This is a genomic window from Rhizobium sp. AAP43 (assembly GCF_001296045.1).
Taxonomy (GTDB): domain Bacteria; phylum Pseudomonadota; class Alphaproteobacteria; order Rhizobiales; family Rhizobiaceae; genus Allorhizobium.
This window is the reverse complement of the sequence record NZ_LJHS01000005.1, coordinates 48,869-69,758: the sequence shown is the minus strand read 5'-3', so window position 1 is coordinate 69,758 and position 20,890 is coordinate 48,869. Positions and strand designations below refer to the sequence as shown.

The window sequence follows — 20,890 nt, the reverse complement described above, 5'->3', positions numbered from 1 at the left end:
AAGAGGTTCAGGCCACCAGCCCCTCGGCAGTGCCGGGAAGATGGAAGGCGGTGAGGATCAGATCGTCGGCATTGAGATCATGGGCGCTGATAATGACGATCTCATAATCGGCATCGCCATCGATATCGGTGACAAGCTGCAGCACGTGATGGCCAGCATCGTCGTCGTCGATCATCTTCTTGTAGAGCTTGACCAGCGTCCGGTGCTCGTCTTCGTCAAGCGACAGCGAAGTCTCGCCATCGTCGAAATAGAGACGCCCCAGCTCCCGCTCCAGCCGTGACAGATCGACCTTGTCACCGACATTGAAGTCGCGGATCTCGTCAAAGCCGTTTCCATTATTGTCGATCGAAGCGACAGAGCCGAAGACGAAGTGATCATCACCGCTCCCGCCATAAAGCACATTGACCGCAGAACTCGCCGCGATGATGTCGTTGCCCTCGCCGGCCACGACATTCTCGATCGAGGTCAGGCGGTCAGTTCCGATCTCGGCGCCGGTTGCCACACCGGCCTCAAGGTCGATGGAGAGGGCCGCAACGGCTGAATGCGCATCATAGGTGTCGGCACCTTCGCCGCCATGGATCACGTCATTGCCGTCGGAGGTGGATGCTACGGCCGGAGCAACCTCTTCTGGTTTGGACAGGTCGGGGTCAACAGTCCCAAGGCTGCGCAGGCTGAGCACTGGAAGGATACCAGCGACATAGACGTCATCGCCATCGCCGCCCACCACGACATCCGCGCCTGCACCGCCGCCGAGCGTATCGGCATCCGCGCCGCCATCCAGCACATCGTCACCGTCCTCGCCGGACAAGACATCGCGGCCGGTTTCACCGAACAGGCGGTCGTGCCCTTCCCCCCCGGAAAGCACGTCGTCACCCGCGCCACCGTTCAGGCTGTCGCGGCCAGCCTCGCCGAAGAGCACATCGTTTCCGTCTTCCCCGAACAGCACGTCATCGCCATCGCCGCCGAAGATGCGGTCGTCGCCTGCGCCGCCATGCAGCACGTCGCGGCCATCGCCGCCGATCAGAAGGTCGTTGCCCGCACCACCGAGCACGAGATCGTCGCTCTCACGGCCATAAACGATATCGCCCCCGGCACCAGCATCGATCACGTCCTTGCCCGGCGTGCCGATCAGCACGTCGTCGCCGTCAGTGCCGCTGATCTCGCGGTCCGGATGTTGGCGAAGATCGAGAAAGGCTTGTCCCTGGATCGTCGTCTTGCCGTCGCCAATCGTGAAGGTGAACGTCACCATGCCAAGCTTGTCGCGTTCCGGCACGTAGATCCAGGCATCGCTGCCATGGGTGCGGATCTCCCCAGACGTGGCACGGATCGCAGAGATTTGCAGCTTGTCGCCATCGGGATCGATCGCTGCCCGCGCAAAATCGGCCCAGACAAGCAGCATGGAGAGGTTGACGAGGCCGGCACCGAGATAGACGGGTCCACGGGACAAGGGGGCGCGGTTGACCGGTGTCACAGGGGGTGTGGTTGGGCCACCATTGCCCGGCGGCGTGCCACCTCCGCCATTGCTGTCCGTATCATCAGGACCGCCATCCGCTGGGCCCGGGTTCGCAGATGCACCGCCGCGGGAGCCAGTGAGGAAAGGCAGCCCGTTGCGGGGCGAGACGACCTGCGGAACGGAGAACTGGAAGCCATTGGCTGCGACATCGATGGAGACACCCTGAAACGGACGGCTGGCATAGGCCCCCTCCAGGACGAAGTCCTCGGAGTTGAAACGGATCGACGAATAGAGCCGCCTTGAGGCCGGCAGTTGCTCGACCACATCCTCGAAGCGCTTCTGCAGCTCCTGCCAAAAGGCCGCGACATCGAAACCGCGTCCGAGGGGCGCCTCCTCGACGGCAGGGATCGGGTCATCCTCCAGGGACGTTCCCTTCCCCTGATCGCCCAACTCAGCGTTGGGCGCCGGATTGACCGCATCGCGCAAGCGCCCAAGATAGGCACCAACCCCGATCGCCAGCACTGAGAATATGCCTGGAGAAACCAGCGCCCTGTCAACCTCGGGCTTCAGATCGAACTTGCGCGCTGGCGCCTTGGCAGCCGCCAAATCGCCATGGCCGAGTTTGACGCTATCGTCTTGGTCGACTGTCGGACCGAACATCGCACCGCCTCCTCACTCTGCCGCCATGGGCATAACCCGCATCGGGCGCATCTTTTTCTCGGAGGTGTTGGCCGGGACCTTGATGATGTCTTCCTTTGGCCCGAACGACACGAGCTTGCCACCCTGGACGACGCCGACCATGTCGACCGCCTGAAGGGCACTGGGGCGATGGGCGACGATGACGACGATACCGCCACGTTCGCGCACCTTGACGATCGCCTTCATCAGCGCCTCCTCGCCCTCGGAATCGAGGTTGGAGTTCGGCTCGTCGAGCACGATCAGGAAGGGATCGCCGTAAAGCGCACGGGCAAGCGCGATGCGCTGCCGCTGACCTGCCGACAGTGCCTGTCCGCCAGGGCCGATCTGGGTCTGGTAGCCGTTCGGAAGCCGCACGATCAGGTCGTGAATGCCGGCCGCCCTGGCTGCCCGGAAGATCATCTTGGCATCCGCATCTGGGTCAAAGCGGGCAATGTTGTCGGCAACCGTCCCGTCCAGCAGCGCCACGTCCTGCGGCAGATAGCCGATATTGTCGGTGAAGAACCGGGTTGGCCACTGCTTCAGATCCGCACCGTCGATCCGCACCGCACCGCGCAGCAGCGGCCAAATGCCGAGCAGCGAGCGAGCAAGCGTGGTCTTGCCGCCGCCGGAGGGACCGATCAGCGCCAGCGCCTGGCCTGCCATAAGCTGGAACGAGACATCGCTGAGAAGCACCGTGCCCGTCGTCGGGGCAACCGTTGTCATGCCTTCGACAACAAGCCCCTCGGTCGGTGCCGGCAGGTCGAACTGCGTCTTCGGCTTGTCGAGCACGGCCAGCGTATCCTTGATCCGCGACCAACTGCGGCGCGCCGAGATCACGCCTTTCCACTGGGCGATTGCCTGGTCCACCGGAGCAAGCGCGCGACCGGTGACAATCGAGGACGCGATGATCGCACCCGCCGACATCTCGCCCTGGATCGTAAGGTAAGCGCCAAGCCCAAGCGTTGCCGATTGCAGCATCATGCGCAGCACCTTGGAGATCCCGGCAAAGGTGCCGGCAATATCGGAGGTCGCGGTCTGCGTATCGAGATGGCGGCGATTGGCGCTTTCAAAGCGGTCGAGCGCGCGTTCGGTCATACCCATTGAATAGAGGATATCGCCATTGCGGACATTGTTGTCCGAAACCGTGTTGCGCTGGATCGAGGCCCGCGTCATTTCCTTGGCATGGCGACGCGAAAGAAGTTCGGCAGCGATCGTCAGACAGGCGAGGAAGGCGGCACCACCAAGCGTCAGCATGCCGAGCATGGGATGCAACAGCCAGACAAAGACCAGGTAAACCGGGATCCACGGCAGGTCAAACAGCGCGACCGGGCCGGCACCGGAGAGGAAGCCTCGCACCGTATCGACATCGCGCCCGCGCTCGGAGGCTTCCGCCGTCGAATAGCCGAAGCGCGGCATGTCCATCACCACGCGATGCACGAGTGGCGCGATCTGCCGATCGACATTGGCACCGAAACGCACCAGAAGCTGCGAGCGGATAATGTCAAACAGGCCCTGGAACAGGTAGAGCCCAATAGCAATGACCGAGAGCCAGACCAGTGTCGGAACGCTACCGCTGGTCAGCGCCCGGTCATAGATCTGCAGCATGTAGAAAGCGCCAGTCAGCGCCAGGATATTGATGATCCCCGACAGTCCGAAAACAAAACCGGTAAGAAGACCGATGCCGGACAGCTTGTAATTCGATGACTTGCTCATGACGCGCCCCAATCCGTAATCCAGATACGCTGCTCCTGTCCGCCCCCGCCCGGGGCGGACAGTCTGTCTTCGCTGTCCTTAGGAAACGCCGAGGAAGTCGTTGACCGTCAGGTTGTGGCGGCCATGCAGCAGGAGTTCGAAGTCCGACGCCGTGTCGCCCTGCGTATTGCCGCGGATCACCGTGAACTCCTCACCGTCGCGCACCTCATGCGTAATGGTCACGTCGCCGATCGCATCAATGGTCTGGCCTGCCTCGAGCTTCATCGAGCCCATGCCGGTGAAGTCGATCCGGTCGCCGGTTTGGAAGCCGTAGACCGTGTCACCATTGGCAACCGCTGCGGACGAGAACTTGAACACGTCATCGCCCAGCCCGCCGTCGATAACATTGACTGCCGAAGACGCGATGATCGTGTCATGACCCGAACCGCCAACGAAACTCTCGAAACCGTAGAACGTATCGGAGCCCGTCGTCCCGCCGCTCACCGAGCCGCGCTGGTTGAAGCCGTTGCCAAGGTCGACCGTCAGGTTGGCATTGGTCGCCGCATAGTCGAGCGTGTCGCGATCTGCTTCGCCGTAGTAGACGTCGTTGCCATCCGACAGCGTTGCAATCACAGTGTCGTCGCCGGCACCGCCCCAGACCCGGTCATCCCCGGCCCCACCCTCGATCACGTCATTGCCGCCATCGCCGAAGATCAGGTCCGCGCCGGCACCACCAAAGACAATGTCCGCACCTTCCCCGGCATGGACCTCGTCATCGCCGAGACCCGCATTGACGACATCATTGCCGTCGCCACCTGTCACGACATCGTCGCCGTCCTCACCGCGCAGAATGTCCGAGCCTCCCTGGCCGGCCAATACATCGGTCCCGGCGCCGCCCAGGATCGTGTCGTCCCCGGATGCCCCCAAGAGTGCATCCGCAGCAGCCGTGCCGATCAGGGTGAGCGCAGCCACGGGAACAGGTGTCGGCGTCGGCGTTACGCCGCCATCGTCTTCTCCATCGCTATCGCCGTCACCGTCAGAGTTCCCGTCGCCATCCCCTTCACCGTCCGTGTCGCCGTCGTCTTCATCGTCGCCATCGTCGACACTTCCATCACCGTCGCCGTCGCCGTTGTCGCCGTCAGGGTCGGTCTGGCCATCGCCGTCACCATCGTCTTCGCCTTCACCCTCGCCTTCGCCATTGCCAACGCCGTCCTCGACGTCGGAGGAGAAGATGTCCTCGGGCAGTCCTGCCAGGCCGGTGTTGCGGGCGACGATGTCAGCGAAGTTCTGGCCATCGATGAAGTTTTCATAGAGATCGAAGTTGTCGAAGCGCTCGGTGTAGTAGAACCGGTCGGCTTCCTGCAGGCGGTCGAACTGCTCATGCAGAACGACCCAGAAGGTGTCGCCGGCCATGCCGCCATTGAAGTGCTTTTCAGCCAGACCACCGACCCAGAGGTCGACGCGGTCAATCCCCTTGACCAGCCCGGTGCCGTCCTCCTGGACTGCAACGATGTTGCCATTGATGGCCTTGAACGCAGCGATCTGATCTGCCTGCAACACGAGGTCTGGATAGGCCGCCATGAACTGGGCGAGCACGACGTCAGTCAGGCCATTGCGCAGCTTGAAGTCCTGCCAGCTCGAATAGGGGTTCATCGAACCGCCATTCGCCTCCAGGAAATCGACCGCAAACTTCACATAGGGATCGGTCGAAGCCTTCAGGTCCGCCTTGACCTGATTCAGTGTACCGAGACCAACATCGCGGCCACGGGCAACATTGAAGGCGAAGAGGTCGGCGCGGATGCGAACGAGGTCGTTGCGGACCGCATCCACAACGTTAAAGTCAACATCTTCCGCCGGCTGCTCGACGATCCCGGACAGGATTGCCCCTGTTCCGAGCTGCTCGTAGCCGGGCTGCGGATTATAGCCCATTGCCTGAAGTTGCTGCAGCTGCCCCGGCGTAAACACATCATTGGTCGGGTTCAGGAAGGCGTCGAACAGGTTGACCGAGTAGTTCTGCCCGTCCGGTCCCTTTACTGTCACGGTGTCGCCGATCAGCGAATGGCCGATGCGATAGACGGCGGCAGCGAATTCATGGCTGATGCTCGCCGTCGCATTTTCGTTATAGGCCTCGAACCCATGGTCGCCATCGCCCTGGATCCCGCCGATCAGCGCATCGGCAAATTCGGTAAAGACGACGCGCTGGTACTCGGCCTCGTTCACCATCTTGGCGGCCTGGAACAGCTCCTCTTCCGTCCCGACAAAACCGGCGTCCAACAGCTTCTCGACATGGAAGTTGTGGTTGCGCGCCCAGATGGTGTGCATCGAGGTCAGCGTGAAATTCTCGTTCGCACGACCATCACCACCGATATAGTGGTCGAGCGGGCTGATGATCGGATTGGCATCGAGCAGCAGCGCATGGCTGGAGCCCATGAAGTTGCTGGCAAGTGTACGGACAATCGTCATGTCATAGCTGTTCGACGTGCTGTTCCACAGCGTCGGGTAATACTGGTCGATCGTCATACCAGACATACCAAGTCCCGGCCCCTTGAAGACTGTGCCGGCTTCGCGGTGATGGTCTAGCAGCTCTCGCAGGGTCGACATCAGGTGCTGGCCGGGTGCCGACGGATCAGCGGTCCCCATCAGGATATGAGAGCCGACGCCACCATGGCCGTCCGCTTCCCGCAGGAACTGACCGACGATCGTATTCGACCCATAGACCTGGTTCTGGTCGACAAAGGGCGACGTCTTGTTGATGTGCTGCGGAATATCCGTGGCCGACTGGAGTGGCTCGGCAAGCGCGCCACGCGTGAGGTCGGTAAAGTTTGCAGCCGTCGGCCCCGGAATGTCGACACCGTCGATGATCACCTTGCCGGCACCGCCCTTGGGCAGGAAGTCCAGCCCGTGGTCGAAATACTGGCCAAAGGCCATGAAGAAGATATTGGCCTGGTTCGGTGCTTTCGGCAGTCCGTCCTCCTGGTCACCCAGGATGTTGGAAATGGCGCGCGCATCAAGCCCATCAAAGATCGGGTTTAGCGCCCGATTGATCATGTTGTTCTGGGCGTCAGTCACGACACCATCGCCATAACGGGCATCGGTGAGACGGATGAAGGGCTGATCGGCATTGCCAGAGGTCGGATTGGCAAGATTGTTGCCGGCGCCGGACAGGTCGCGAACGCCACCAGCACCGAGTGAATCGTCATCTCCGGCATAGGCCGGCAGCCCTTTGATCAGGTTGGTCAGCCCTTCGATGTCGCGAGCCGTATATTCGAATGGACCGCTAGGACCGAGAATTGGACCGGTGGTGCTGCCACCATGATCGCTCGGGGGCGCAAGCTGCGGCACGTCGCCCGAGAAGGTGATCGAGTGCGTTCCGTTCGAGAGCGTCTTGGACCCGTTGCCGTTGACCGTCAGCGCATAGTCCGTCGGGTTTGCACCCGCAGGGATCTCGATCACATCCTGGGCACGCAGGGTTCCAAGGATCGTATCTTGGCCACCGGCCGAGCGGAACAGGATGCGGTGTGCAGATGCCAGATCCGAAATATCGACCGTATCGTTGCCCTCCGAACCATCGATCGTGATGGTATTGAAGTTCAGGCTCGTCGGATTGAAGTTACCGATTGCAATGACCTGGTCATTGCCGGGACCGGTATTGATGATGATCTCCTCGATATTGTCGAGTTCCGCGATAACGTTGGCGTTGGTCGTACCGTTACGGGTGATGATGATCTCGGTGTTGACATTGAGGGGCGCGAAGGGATTCAGCACCAACCAATCGGCACGGGCGTAGATGCGGTAGGTTTCCGTCTGGTTGTTGCCGTTGACGACGAAGGTATCGTTGCTGCCAGCGCCGCCATCGACGAAGTCACGGCCGTCAGCGATACCGAATCCAGGGAACCCAGTGTTTCTGACGGTCCAGGAAATCACGTCATCGCCGGCGCCGCCATTCACCGTGTCGTTGCCGATAGACCCGGCCAGAACATCAGCACCAGCAGTCCCATTGAGCGTTTCGCCGAAGACGGTTCCGGTAACGGTATCGCCCACGGCAGCAGTTGGTGTCGATGTCAGCGTTGTGACGGCGCCGCTTCCATCAGTATAGGATACGTCAACCCGCAAAAGGTTACCAACTTGCGCGCCACCGGGCGTGAAAGTTGCAGCCGTTGCACCGGCAATATTCGTCCAGGTCGCTCCATTGTCGACCGACATACGCCATTGGAAGGAGAAAGCGCCAAGTCCGTCCGGGTCCGCGATCCCCGACGTATCCACGGAAAGTTGCTGTGGTCTCGTGGGTGTCAGATCGGAAATCACGGGTGAACCGCTCTGACCTTCGTTGACGTTGGAGACCGTAACGGCAAGTGCCTGTGTATCAATGGCAAGTCCATCGGATACCTGGACGACCACATCGTAGACATTGTTGGCACCGACATCGGTTGGAGCCTCAAAATTCGGTGGCACAAGGAATGTCAGGATCCCGGTGGATGGATCGATCGCAAACAAAGCAGCATCGGCCCCCCCAGCAATTGAATAGGTGAGCACCTGGCCAGCATCCGGATCGTTGGCCGTTACGGTTGTCACGATCGAGCTGTTTTCTCCGACCGTGGTTGCCGCAGTCGCACCGCCGCCATTGGATGTAATCGAAGGTTCGCGATTGAAGAGCTCGGCGACTGATGCGTCACCGTCGGCGAAGCGAAGGGTCTCAATATTGCTCAGACGGTCCTGCCCGTCAGAATTGACCAGCCCAAGCGTCCCATCGGGATCGACCGTCACGTGCGTCACCGTCAGACTGCCATCTTCATTCAGTTCGAAGGCATAATTCGCCCGCACATCCGAATAGACGGCGACGTCAGTGTCACCATTCTGGCCACCATCGACGATTTCACGGACGATTTCCATCTGCCCGGGAAGGATCGCACGATCGAGCAGCAGTTCCGATAGCGTCTTGCCGCCAAGGGCCGGGGCGGCATTCGTCGGGATTTCCCCGTTGACCAGCTGGGACTGAAGATAGATCGGTCCAGCCAGACTGTCTGCGGTATAGGTCGCGTTTGGCGTGGTAATGCGAATGCGAACGTTCAACCACTTGTCACCATCGATCACATCGTCGCCGCCACGGCCTTCGATTGTGTCGCTGCCGCCACCGCCGAGAAGAATGTTGCCGGCATCAAAGGCGATCTGTGCTTCGCGGGCTGCCTCGCCGACCGCGTTCGTATTCTGAACCAGATCGCCGAGAAGTTCGCGAAGGCCGGAGATCCGGTCGATGCCAGCCTGGCTCAGATGATGCTTGACCATCGTGTTTTCGGCACCGGCGAGGTTTGCGCCTGGTTCCGCTTCCGGATCAGGCGTCGAAGGGAACGCCGTGGAGCGATGATCCCCTTTGAGGAGATCGTTCGCCTTGTAACCGGACAGGCCTTCGACAGCGTCGAAGCGATTGCGCAGGATATCCTGCTGGTCCGTGGTGAAGATCGGCTTGAGGAGGTCGGCATCGGCCGCTTTGGTCGTGCCCTTGTAGGCTGCCCAGTCATACCCCCACATGCCTTCATTGCGCATCACGCTCTCGCCCTGCACCATGATGTCGTCGCCGGATTCGGCATCAAAGTCATGTTCGTTCTGACCGGCGAACATGACGTCATGGCCAAGGATCGTCGAGTTGAAGAACAGCTCGGAATTGTCACCGGCCGTCGTATCAAAGCCGTTGCCGCCCTCGATCCAGTCGTCGCCTTCATTGCCAAGCAGGAAGTCGCCGCCTTCGCCGCCGAGCATGAAGTCGTCGCCTTCACCGCCGAACATTTCCTTGCCGTCGGGCCCGGAGATCAGAACGTCAGAGCCCTGATTGCCGAAGACCAGCGCCAGGCCGGAGCCGCCATGGACAACGTCATTTCCTTCTTCGCCCATGAGGAAATCGGTCTCGCCGATATCCGTGCCAGAATTGGTGATGATATCGTCGCCCTCGCCGCCATGGACCTTGTCGACGCCATAACCCGCTTCGATCCGGTCATTGCCGCCACGCCCCCAGACAGTGTCGTCGCCACCACCGGAAATGATCGTATCCGCCTGGTTCGTGCCCTGGATAAGGGCATGATCGAGGCTGTTGAACTGGATGAAGTTGGCGCCACGCTGCACCATCGGAGCCAGCGCGTTCTGGAACGGATCACTCCCCATCGGATCGGGACCGACCCACTTGCCCTGCTCCAACGGATCGACATAGAGCACATGATCGGGAACGGAGAATATGTCGCCCGGAACTGCATAGCCAGACTCGCCAATGTCCGTGTTGCGGATGACGAGTTCGGCCAGCGAGTTCGCTTCCAGCTCGTTCAGCAGGTTAAGGCCCTGTGTACGTGACAGATAGTAGAAGCGGTCTCCATTCTGCAGATTTTCAAGCTGGAGTTCGAAGACAAAGGAGAAAGTGGACCCCAGCATGCCGCCGAAGGCCATCTTCTTTTCGGCAAGACCGCCAATCCAGAGATCGACATCGTTCAAGCCGCCGAGATCTGCATAGGCGCCTGTGCCATTGACGAAGTCGAGACGATCAGCCGGCGCGCCTTGGCCACCGAAGACCAGCTTCATCGCCGCGTCGCGCCTTTCCTCCATCGTCGTGGCGCGACTGCCGGTCGGATTTTGCGGTGTCATCGCGGCAGGATCCAGCACCGTTGTAATCGAAGAATGCGTGCCATAAGCCGCGATGAAGTTCACGATCGAAGCCGGGTTCTTCAAGTTCATGCCGAAATCAACCCAGTTCTTGTAAGGGTCGAGCTGGCTATCGCCATTGGCGATTTCCTTGAACTGAGCACGCGCCGCATTCAGGCTCGGAATGCCGGTTTCACGGCCTCGGGCGATGTTGAGGGCGGCAAGGTCGAGTGGGATGCCGACCAGATGGTTGCGCAGAACGTCGGTGACAAATTCGTCGATCTCGTTGCCGACCTGACCGGTCATGCCGCGAATGACGGCCCCAGCCCCCTGCTCGGCCGTAACAGCGCCCGACGCATAGGCAATCGGGTTGAGGAAGGCATCGAACAGGTCCATGGAAGAACCGACGCCATCCGCATCAACGCTATCGACAGTCTCGTTCAGCATCGAATGACCGAAGCGATAGACGACATGGGCGAACTCGGCGAAGATCGCCGGATCGATGTCCATGGACGGATTGAAGACAAAGGCATCGACATCTGGCTGGATCTTCCGAGCAAATTCCTCAAAGACCAGATGCTGGTACTGCATTTCCGTGGTGAAGCGGGCGGCCTGGAACAGGCGCTCACCGTCCCAATTCAACGTGACAAGATCCTCGGGCAATTCCTGAACGTCTGTCGCAAGCCACTCGTTCAGGAAGCCGAGATCACCGTTTTGCGCGGCCTCAATGGCGCGCACCTTGACCTGCTCCACCGTGTTGTTGTGTTCGGAATGGAAAATGTGGTGAACAGCGGTCAGGCCAATGTTCTCATTGCCGCGACCATCACCGGTGACAAAGTGGGCATCGAGCAGTTCATCGTCATAGGTCGTTGCCTGCCCGACGTTGTTGAGAGGAATGGCATTCCCGGCATCACCATCGGCATCGGCAATTTTGAGAATGGCGGCGGTTGATGGATTGCGATCGTGATCGACAAGACCAGGAACCGCATTATGCGCGATATCATCCAGGAAGGCGTGCCCGGTGAGGACTGCGTTGCTCAGGCTGATTGGCGCGTCGGGATTGCCTTCGACCAGGCCATTGGCGGTTATCAGCTGCGGAAAACCGTTGGGGCCGCGAATGAACTCACCGTAAGCGTCCATGAGGAAGAGCGGAACGCTTCCGACATATTCGTCCGAGAGCTCAATCCCGAGAATGTCTCGAGCCTGATCCTTCACTTCGCCCCAGGTTGCGATCCCCTTGGCACCTTCAAGCAAATGGCCTGTCGCGACCGGCTTGCCATCGGCATCGAGCTTGTATTCCCGCAGGAACAACTGCTTTGAAGCCGTGGACGAATAGGTCTGGTTCTGGTCGACGAAAGGCGTCGTGAAATTGCGGGGCTGTTCCGGCGCACGGGTCAGCACCATGTAATTGGTGAAGCTCCCCGGAACATAAAGCGGGTCATCGGGCGACAGCGGAATGTAGATCTTGTCATTGCCCCCCTTTTCGACCAGGTCGAGGCCGTGGTCGAAAAACTGGCCGAACAGCGTAAACCAGGAATTGTAGGGTGCCGAAAGGCCTTCGTCGGGCGCAACATTCTCAATCAGCACCGACGGACCGTCAAACCTGATGCCGTAGGTCGCTTCCAGATTGCCAGCGATACCCGCAGTCGCCTCGGCGGCAAGCACGGCAACGGTCTTCTGCGTGCTGTTCGCAGCCTTTGCATCTTCGAGTGCTTCGTTGAAGTCTGCGCGAATGGCATCAACCGCCGCCATGATGTCACCGGAATAGCCCGACTGAACCAGCGCCGTGTAAATGGCGGCCGGATTGGCCAATGTCTGGTCAACGATCAGGTTGGAGATCAGCCGCGGATCGGCGTCTGCAACCGCACCCGTGGGGTTATAGGCACTGTTCGATATCGTCGTGAAGCTCGGCCCCGCCTGGGAAAAGCCTGTGAACAGTCGGAAGGTATCGCCGTCGCTGACGCGCCAACCCTGCTCCAGCAACCGAACAAAGGGTTGGTCTGCGGAACCCCAATCCTCGCGCCCCTCCGCAAGGTTGTTGTAGCTGCCGTCCACCGTGCGCAGGCCGTAGGGAACATGGTCAGCACTGATCGCCTGGGTTAGCCCAAGGCTGGTGACCGTCTGCTCGACATTCTCGATAACGATCCGCTCACCCGCACTATTGATCGGGAAACCCTCTGCATCCAACGTGTAGGTATTCCCCGCGTCATCAGACCAGATTTCCTTGAGGCCGGCTGAAAAACTACCCGAATGCGCCGTCGAATTGGCTTCGGCGATCTTGATCTGCTTCAGGATGAATTCGAGGTCGTGCTGATTGATGTGAACCATGACGCTTCGGGAAATCCCCGCCTCCGTGAGCTTGATCGGCGTTCTGACAGGGGTTTGTCAGGACTTTGTCAGGTTCGAAGCTTCTCACAACCACGGGACGATTGAAGGGAACTAGGTCTCACGATGTATGCGCCCTAGGTCCTATCCAGTTTCGGACCATGGTCCGATAGTTTTCAGACCATGGACGCCAAGGAAAAATCGTCGATACTGGCGAAAACCAAGAAATGTCCCACCGACTGCAGGATTTATGCTTACTCTGTAGGGACCGAGCCGGAGCTCCAGACAGCGCCGGAGACAGCATCGGACAGTCGAGCACCATGAAGGCAAAGAACGGTCTTTCGCAGCCAAGTCTGATCTGGAGGTTCTGGGGCAAGCTTTCAGAACTCTCCTTGTCTGCGCAATTCCTGATCGCGGCCTCGGTGATCGTCTTCAGCCTCATGGCAGGCGTCAGCTTCTTCACCGCAGCGCAAGTGGAGACCGCAGCGCTGAATGCAGCCGGCTCTGCCGGCGCAGTACGCATGCAGACGCTGATTGCACCGCTCGTCCAGACGACCCCGTCGGGTAGCTTCGAATTCAACGAGACGTTTGAGGACAGCATCTCTGCCCTGATCGGCCAGGGGCCAATCGGCCAACGTATCCGCTTCATCAAGATATGGTCGGCCGATGGACGCCAGATCTTCCCGAAGGAAGAGCCCTTGCCGGCCCCGATCGTTTTTGATGAGCTGGCACGCGCACTCCAAGGCGAAACGGTTGTGTCGCGTACGACGATTGCCAAACACGACTACAGCGAAGAAGAACGGGTCGAGCCCCTGCTTGAAGTCTACGCACCACTGGTCAGCAACAGTGACGGCAAGGTTCTGCTTGCAGGTGAAATCTACGAAGAATCCGTAGTGCTCGAGCAGCAGATCCTTGGCACGCGCCACAAATCGATGGCCGTCGTCCTCCTGATCTCTGTACCGATGCTCTCTCTTCTCTATCTGGTGGTGCGCAAAGGTGCCCGGCTGATCGAGCATCAGAGGCGAACATTGCGAGAAAGCCTGCGCAATGCGATCGAGCTTTCCGTCGAGAACAACAGGCTTCGCTTGCTGGCAGAAAATGCCCGCGTTGAGGCCGGCAAGCTGAATGAGCGAATTCTTGATCAGATCGGTTCCGATCTCCACGACGGTTCGGTCCAGCTTCTGACCTTGGTAAAGCTTCGCCTGAGCGACCTGTCGAGCACAAAACAGGACATATCTCCCGAGACACGCAGGGAAGCGCTTCACAAGGCGATCGACCTCGTCACCAATGTGCTTGACGAAATCCGGCATCTTTCTGCCGGGTTGGTCCTACCTGAGCTGGAAGAAACAACGGTCGACGAGGCGATCCATCTGGCAGCCAAGCGCTATCTCGAGATTACCGGACGCGAAGCTCCAGTCGAAGGCCGGCTTCGTTCGGAACTACGTATTCCCGATCTATCGATTTGCCTCTATCGTTTCGTGCTTGAAGGGCTTCTCAACAGCTACCGCCACGCGCCAGACAACCGCAATCTCGTCCGCTATCACTGCCGCGCAGGAAAGCTTTATGTCGCCGTAGTCGATATCGGAAAAAAACCGGTCCTTGCCTCGAAGAGCGAAGTCCAGAGATCACGCCTGGGCAAGGTCAGCCAGAAACGTCGCATTCGAAACTTCGGTGGCAGGATGCGCTACTTTCCGCGCAAGAACGGAACATTTGCAGTCGCAAGTCTCCCTCTAGGTGCGGACTGAGGCGGGGCGGGGCACGCCACCCAAACCTTCACCCGGAGATGCGTCTAGCAGGCGCTTCCTTTGGTGCAGCGCGGTTCTTGACGGCGATCACGAGCTCGACGCGGTTGCGAACATCAAGCTTGCTCATCAGCGAGGTCATATAGTGCTTGACCGTCTTTTCGCTGAGATTAAGGCTGGTGCCGATCTCACGATTGGTCATACCCTTCAGCAATCCGCCGATAATCTGCTCCTCGCGATGATGCAGGTGTTCTTTCGGCTGTGCCGCACGCCGCAGCTCTGCGGTCTTCATCGAGACGATTACCTTCGTGGCAAAACCCGGGGTGATATAGGTTTCTCCATCATGAGCCCGCAGGATCGCCTCATGCAGATCCGAGGAGGAAGATCCCTTCAGAACGTAACCGGAAATGCCTGCCTCGATCAGTTCAACCGCAGGCTGGATAGCGCTGGACGCCGTAAACACGATCACCTTTGTATAGGGATGGGTCACAAGCATCAGATCGATCGCAGCGAAAGAATCGCCGGGCATGCTGAGATCCATGACTATGACATCAGGTCGATGTTGCTCAAGGATCTGCAGTGCATCAATTGTATTGTGGCCCATGGCCACCACATCGAGATCGGCCTTGCTGCTGTAAAGGCTCACAAGACCTTCAAGCAGAATCGGATGATCATCGACAAACGCGACCCTTACCACCATAACCCATGCCTCCTTAGGGTTATTATGAGTAACACGCGGCCTCGGCGTGGTGAAGCGTTTGCTTAAATATCAGTTAACGCCCATTCGCCCATTTTTGGGAAATAATTGCTCTTCCGGATGAACTAAAATAAAACATCAAGATGAAATCGACTGTTTTTCTCTGTGTTCCGCAGATAACCGGAGGCACGAGATGGACGCGTGTCAATTTGCATATTATTGCGCCAGCATCGGAAAAACCTAGTTTTTAGGCAATGCCGGTTGCCATCAATGCTGCATTGCGTCATCAATCCCTGCATGAACCACCTCGACCTCACCATCCTGGTAATTGATGAGAACGCTGTTCGTGCAGCGATCATCGAGGAAGGATTGCATGAGGCTGGCCACAGACGGGTGACCGTCGTCCACGAGGTGAACGGCATAGCCCGTATCGTCGAGACGCTTGCCCCCGATGTCATCATCATCGATATTGAAAACCCGAACCGGGACATGATGGAACATCTGTTCCAACTCACGCGCTCCGTCAGTCGCCCGATTGCCATGTTCGTCGACCGTTCGGACACCGCCTCGATCGAAGCCGCCGTCGATGCTGGCGTTTCCGCCTATGTCGTCGATGGCCTGCGCAAGGAACGCATCAAGCCGATCCTCGATATGGCGGTCAGCCGATTCAATGCCTTCAGCCGCCTGCAACGCGAGTTGGCCGATGCAAGAAGCGCACTTGAGGAGCGCAAGGTGATCGAGCGCGCCAAGGGGATCCTGATGAAGATGCGCGGCCTTTCGGAAGAGGAGGCCTTCACGCTGATGCGCCAGACGGCGATGAACGAAAAGAAACGGCTTGCCGACATCGCCCAATCGGTGGTGACAGCTGCCGGCATGTTGCTGTGATGGCGTGCTGGTCCGAACCCGAAAAGCGGAGGCGGCGGAGTGCTTGAAATGACGATCGACAATGGCAAAAGCGGGCTCAACGCACCGGCAAGGATCAGTGGCGGCGAACAGAAACTGCTGCGCGCCGGCTTCATCCCGCTCATGGATGCATCCGTGCTTGTCGCAGCGGCGGAATTCGGGTTTGCGGCGCGGGAAGGCTTGACGCTCGACCTTGTGCGCGACGTGTCCTGGGCCAATGTGCGCGACAGACTGGCCTTCCGGCAATTCGACATTGCCCATATGCTGTCACCCATGCCCGTCGCCTCGATGCTCGGTCTGGGCTCCAACCCCTCGCCAACCATCGCGCCTTTCTCGCTCGGTCGCGGCGGCAACGCGATTACGCTGTCCTCACGTCTCTTCGAACGGATGCAGGCCATTGCCGATCTGAGCGACACCGCCTCGGCCCTCGACAATGCTCGGGCGCTAGCATCCGTACTTGCCGAGATGCGGGCTGCGGGAGAAACACCGCCGACCTTCGGGATGACCTATCCATTCTCGTCCCACAATTACGAATTCCGCTACTGGCTGGCCGCTGGCGGCATCGATCCGGATGCGGATGTGAAGATGGTCGTTGTGCCACCGCCGCTCACCTCAGATGCGCTTGCTGCCGGCGCGATCGACGGCTTTTGCGTTGGCGCGCCCTGGAACATGGTCGCATCCGAACGCGGCCTGGGGCGGATCGTTGCAGCAAAGCAGGATATCTGGCCGTCGGCACCGGAAAAGGTCGTCGGCATGCGCCCGGAATGGGCAGCCGCCAACGCAGACACGGTGTCTCGTCTGGTCGTCGCACTCGATGCCGCGGCACGCTGGTGTGACGATCGCGCCAACCACGCACGTCTCGCCGAAACGCTGTCAGCCGAGCGTTATATCGCAGCACCGGTCGATATCCTTAGACAGGTTCTCGCCGGGGAATTCTCACTCGACGCCAAGGGAACCAAGCGTGTTCTCGAAAACTATTTCGTCTTTCACCGGGGGGAGGCAAACCTGCCCGCCCCCCGCCAGGCCTTGTGGATCTACAGCCAGATGATCCGCTGGGGCCAAACGGGTTTCTCCGCCGACAAGGCATCGGCGGCGGCCTCGGCCTTCCGGCCGGATCTTTATCGGGCAGCCCTCGGGCAGCCTGCACGCGAAGAGACCCTATCTCCTGTTGGCGTGAGGCCGGGGGACACCTTCATGGACGGGCAGGTTTTCGACCCATTGAACATCCCCGGCTATGTCGAAGGCTTCCCCGTGCGCATGCAAGCCTCCCTTGGCGACAGGTCCCAAGACGCCTGATTGAAGCGTGCACTGCACAAAGCAGCGGCATCTGCATTCAAAGCGAGATCGCGAAACATGCAGAGCCTTTACCCACAACGCCAGGCAGACGACAGGCTTACGAGCAGAAAAACCTTCCATATCAACAACTTCAAGAGCGCTTTCTAAAACTGGCACGCCTCTTGCTTCTTAATATTCGTCCACGATCAACGGCGATCGCAGGACGGATGAGCGCCGCAGAGGCGCAGATACCCATCAGACAATGACGTCGCAGGCTTTTTGCTGTCCGGCTCCTCCCGCCAGGACACCGCAGGAAAGCTCGCGGCGTTTTTTTCGTTTTCCAGATCTCCGTCGCACACCAGAGGGGCAAACAATTATGACGAAGACTAAAGGAATGAACATCAGCCGCCGTCAGATCCTCAAGATCACCTCCGCTGCCGCTCTCGTGAGCGCAGCCCGCCTGGCCCTGCCGTCTGGCGCCTTTGCCGCGAGTGCCGGCCCTGAAGTCACCGGCGTCAAACTGGGCTTCATCGCACTGACAGATGCCGCACCGCTGGTCATCGCCAAGGAAAAGGGCTTCTTCGAGAAACACGGCATGCCTGATGTCGAAGTCCTGAAGCAGGCTTCCTGGGGCGCGACACGCGACAATCTCGTCCTCGGTGGCGAGGCAAACGGCATCGATGGCGCACATATCCTCACCCCGATGCCCTATCTGATGGAAACCGGCAAGGTGACGCAGAACAATGTGCCGGTACCGATGTCGATCATCGCCCGCCTCAATCTCGACAGCCAGGGCATCTCGGTTGCCAAGGAATATGCCGAGACCGGCGTACAACTGGATGCATCGAAGCTGAAGGAAGCCTTTGCCGCCAAGAAGGCCGCCGGCAACGAGATTAAGGTCGCCATGACCTTCCCCGGCGGTACCCATGACCTGTGGATCCGCTACTGGCTGGCCGCCGGCGGCATCGATCCGGACAAGGACGTCTCCACCATCGTTGTCCCGCCGCCGCAGATGGTTGCCAACATGAAGGTCGGCAACATGGATGCCTTCTGTGTCGGCGAGCCCTGGAACGAGCAGCTCGTCAACCAGGGCATCGGCTTTACCGCCTGCACCACAGGTGAGCTGTGGAAGGGCCATCCGGAAAAGGCGCTGGGTCTCCGCACCGACTGGATCGAGAAGAATCCGAACGCCGCCAAGGCCCTGATGATGGCCGTGATGGAAGCCCAGATCTGGGCCGACAGCATGGACAACAAGGAAGAGATGTCGGCGATCCTCGGCAAGCGCCAGTGGTTCAACGTGCCGCCGAAGGATGTGGCCGGCCGCCTGAAGGGCACCATCAACTATGGCAACGGCCGTCTGCTCGAAAACACCGGACTCGAGATGAAGTTCTGGAAGGACCACGCTTCCTATCCTTTCAAGAGCCATGATGCCTGGTTCCTGACCGAGAACGTCCGCTGGGGCAAATTCGCAGCCGACACCGACATCAAGGCACTGGTCGACAAGGTCAACCGCGAGGACATCTGGCGGGCCGCCGCCGCCGATCTCGGCATCGCCGCCGCCGACATCCCGGCTTCCTCGTCGCGCGGACCGGAGACCTTCTTCGACGGCAAGGTCTTCGATCCGGAAAACCCGAAGGCCTATCTCGACAGCCTGACGATCAAGGCCGGAGCCTAATTTCACAGTCTCCCCCGCGGGGGAGGCTGTAACCACGCATGGCCGGATGAGGGGGAGCGACGCTCGGCGCATTTGCCTCCCCTCATCGCTAGCTAAACACCAACCGCCCAAAAGGACCACACCATGACCGCAACCGCCCGCAAGACTGAGACCGAGGCGACGGCCATTTCAGCGACCAGGACAGGGACGGTCGTCATGATCGCACAGCGCCCAGCCAGTAAGCTCAACATCCGCAAGCCGCTCGCCGCCCTCTGTCGCAATGTCCTGCCGCCACTTGTGGTGCTGATCGGGCTCCTGGCCGTCTGGCAGATCGCCTGCTCCAATCCCGGCGCCAGCCTGCCACCGCCATCGCAGATCTGGATCGACAGTTATGACCTGATCGCCTTTCCGTTCTTCGATTACGGCTCGCAGGACATTGGTCTTGCCTGGCGGGTTCTGATCTCGCTTGAACGTGTCGCCATCGGTTTCGGCCTCGCAGCTGTCGTCGGCGTCTTCCTGGGTGCGGTTGTCGGCCAGTCGGTCTGGGCCATGCGCGGTCTCGATCCGATCTTCCAGATCCTGCGCACGGTGCCACCGCTGGCCTGGCTGCCGCTGTCGCTCGCCGCATTCCAGAACTCCAATCCGTCGGCGATCTTCGTCATCTTCATCACCTCGATCTGGCCCGTGATCATCAACACCGCTGTCGGCGTGCGCAATATCCCGGAAGACTATCGCAACATCGCCCGCGTACTGCGCCTCAATCCGCTGGAATTCTTCATCCGCATCATGGTGCCGGCTGCAGCTCCTTACATTTTCACCGGCCTTCGTATCGGCATCGGCCTGTCGTGGCTGGCCATCGTTGCTGCGGAAATGCTGACCGGCGGCGTCGGCATCGGCTTCTTCATCTGGGATGCGTGGAATTCCTCGCGCCTCTCCGACATCATCGTGGCGCTCGCCTATATCGGCGTGACCGGCTTCGTCCTCGACAAGCTGGTCGCCCTTCTCGGCAACGTCATCACCCGCGGCACCGCGAAGAACTGAGGAGAGCGAGCATGAACGCCTATCTCAAGATCGACCATATCGACAAAAGCTTTGAACGGGGCGGCACGAAGACGGACGTCCTCAAGGATGTCAGCCTCACCATCGACAAAGGTGAATTCGTCTCGATCATCGGCCATTCTGGCTGCGGCAAGTCGACCTTGCTCAACCTCATCGCCGGCCTGACGCGCGTCTCCTCCGGTGCCGTTTTGCTCGAAAACGTCGAGGTCAACGCGCCAGGCCCAGAACGCGCCGTGGTCTTTCAAAACCACTCGCTCCTGCCTTGGCTGACCGTCTATGAAAACGTCAATCTTGCAGTCTCGAAGGTCTTTGCCGGCCGCAAGACCAAGGCGGAAAAGCATGAATGGGTGATGCGCAATCTGGATCTCGTCCAGATGGGCCATGCCAAGGACAAGCGCCCGGCGGAGATCTCCGGTGGCATGAAACAGCGCGTCGGCATCGCCCGCGCACTCGCCATGGAGCCGAAGATCCTGCTGCTCGACGAGCCTTTCGGCGCGCTCGATGCCCTCACCCGCGCCCATCTGCAGGATGCGGTGATGGAAATCCATTCCCGTCTCGGCAACACGATGATCATGATCACCCATGACGTCGACGAGGCTGTGCTGCTCTCCGACCGCATCGTCATGATGACCAACGGCCCGGCAGCCCGCATTGGCGAAGTGCTGGAAGTCCCGATCCTGCGCCCGCGCGACCGCATCGCGCTCGCCGCCGACCGAACCTACCTCAAATCCCGCGAAGCCGTGTTGAAGTTCCTCTACGAACGCCACCGCTTTGTCGAAGCTGCGGAGTAA

Annotated in this window: 10 protein-coding genes; 6 read left to right on the top strand and 4 right to left on the bottom strand. The window is 59.8% G+C overall.

All coding sequences use genetic code 11. From position 1 onward, the window contains the following. Positions 1-7: 7 nt before the first annotated feature. The 3 genes from IP76_RS03825 to IP76_RS03815 all read right to left on the bottom strand — a co-directional run bounded on the left by IP76_RS03825 (position 8) and on the right by IP76_RS03815 (position 12,772). The gene (locus IP76_RS03825) at positions 8-2,113 is read right to left on the bottom strand and encodes a calcium-binding protein (protein WP_054156870.1); all 2,106 of its coding nucleotides are present in this window, start codon (positions 2,111-2,113) and stop codon (positions 8-10) included. A 12-nt stretch (positions 2,114-2,125) separates the two neighbouring features. Then, entirely contained in the window at positions 2,126-3,844 is a 1,719-nt protein-coding gene (locus tag IP76_RS03820; RefSeq protein WP_054156869.1) for a type I secretion system permease/ATPase, read from the bottom strand. Between the two features lie 78 nt (positions 3,845-3,922). Then, positions 3,923-12,772 carry a peroxidase family protein gene (locus tag IP76_RS03815; RefSeq protein WP_054156868.1) on the bottom strand — a complete coding sequence of 2,950 codons (8,850 nt, stop codon included), beginning with the start codon at positions 12,770-12,772 and terminating at the stop codon, positions 3,923-3,925. 317 nt (positions 12,773-13,089) lie between these two features. Between IP76_RS03815 and IP76_RS03810 the strand changes: the two genes are divergently transcribed. Beyond that, complete coding sequence (locus IP76_RS03810) at positions 13,090-14,514, top strand: sensor histidine kinase (RefSeq protein WP_054156867.1); 1,425 nt, start codon at positions 13,090-13,092, stop codon at positions 14,512-14,514. Between the two features lie 28 nt (positions 14,515-14,542). Here IP76_RS03810 and IP76_RS03805 read toward each other — a convergent pair whose 3' ends face one another. Further along, positions 14,543-15,211 (bottom strand): response regulator transcription factor, encoded by a 669-nt coding sequence (locus IP76_RS03805; RefSeq protein ID WP_054156866.1) that lies wholly within the window; start codon positions 15,209-15,211, stop codon positions 14,543-14,545. A gap of 294 nt (positions 15,212-15,505) precedes the next feature. Here IP76_RS03805 and IP76_RS03800 point away from each other — a divergent pair, with 294 nt between their 5' ends. The 5 genes from IP76_RS03800 to IP76_RS03780 all read left to right on the top strand — a co-directional run bounded on the left by IP76_RS03800 (position 15,506) and on the right by IP76_RS03780 (position 20,890). Then, positions 15,506-16,093: an ANTAR domain-containing response regulator gene (locus tag IP76_RS03800; protein ID WP_054157362.1), complete on the top strand. Its 588-nt coding sequence runs from the start codon at positions 15,506-15,508 to the stop codon at positions 16,091-16,093. Positions 16,094-16,141: 48 nt separating this feature from the next. Beyond that, positions 16,142-17,407 (top strand): CmpA/NrtA family ABC transporter substrate-binding protein, encoded by a 1,266-nt coding sequence (locus IP76_RS03795; protein ID WP_054156865.1) that lies wholly within the window; start codon positions 16,142-16,144, stop codon positions 17,405-17,407. A gap of 355 nt (positions 17,408-17,762) precedes the next feature. Further along, a complete protein-coding gene (locus tag IP76_RS03790) occupies positions 17,763-19,061 on the top strand; it encodes a CmpA/NrtA family ABC transporter substrate-binding protein (RefSeq protein WP_054156864.1) in 1,299 nt (432 codons plus the stop codon). A gap of 123 nt (positions 19,062-19,184) precedes the next feature. Next, the gene (gene ntrB, locus IP76_RS03785) at positions 19,185-20,081 is read left to right on the top strand and encodes a nitrate ABC transporter permease (protein WP_054156863.1); all 897 of its coding nucleotides are present in this window, start codon (positions 19,185-19,187) and stop codon (positions 20,079-20,081) included. A gap of 11 nt (positions 20,082-20,092) precedes the next feature. Continuing rightward, positions 20,093-20,890: an ABC transporter ATP-binding protein gene (locus IP76_RS03780; protein WP_054156862.1), complete on the top strand. Its 798-nt coding sequence runs from the start codon at positions 20,093-20,095 to the stop codon at positions 20,888-20,890.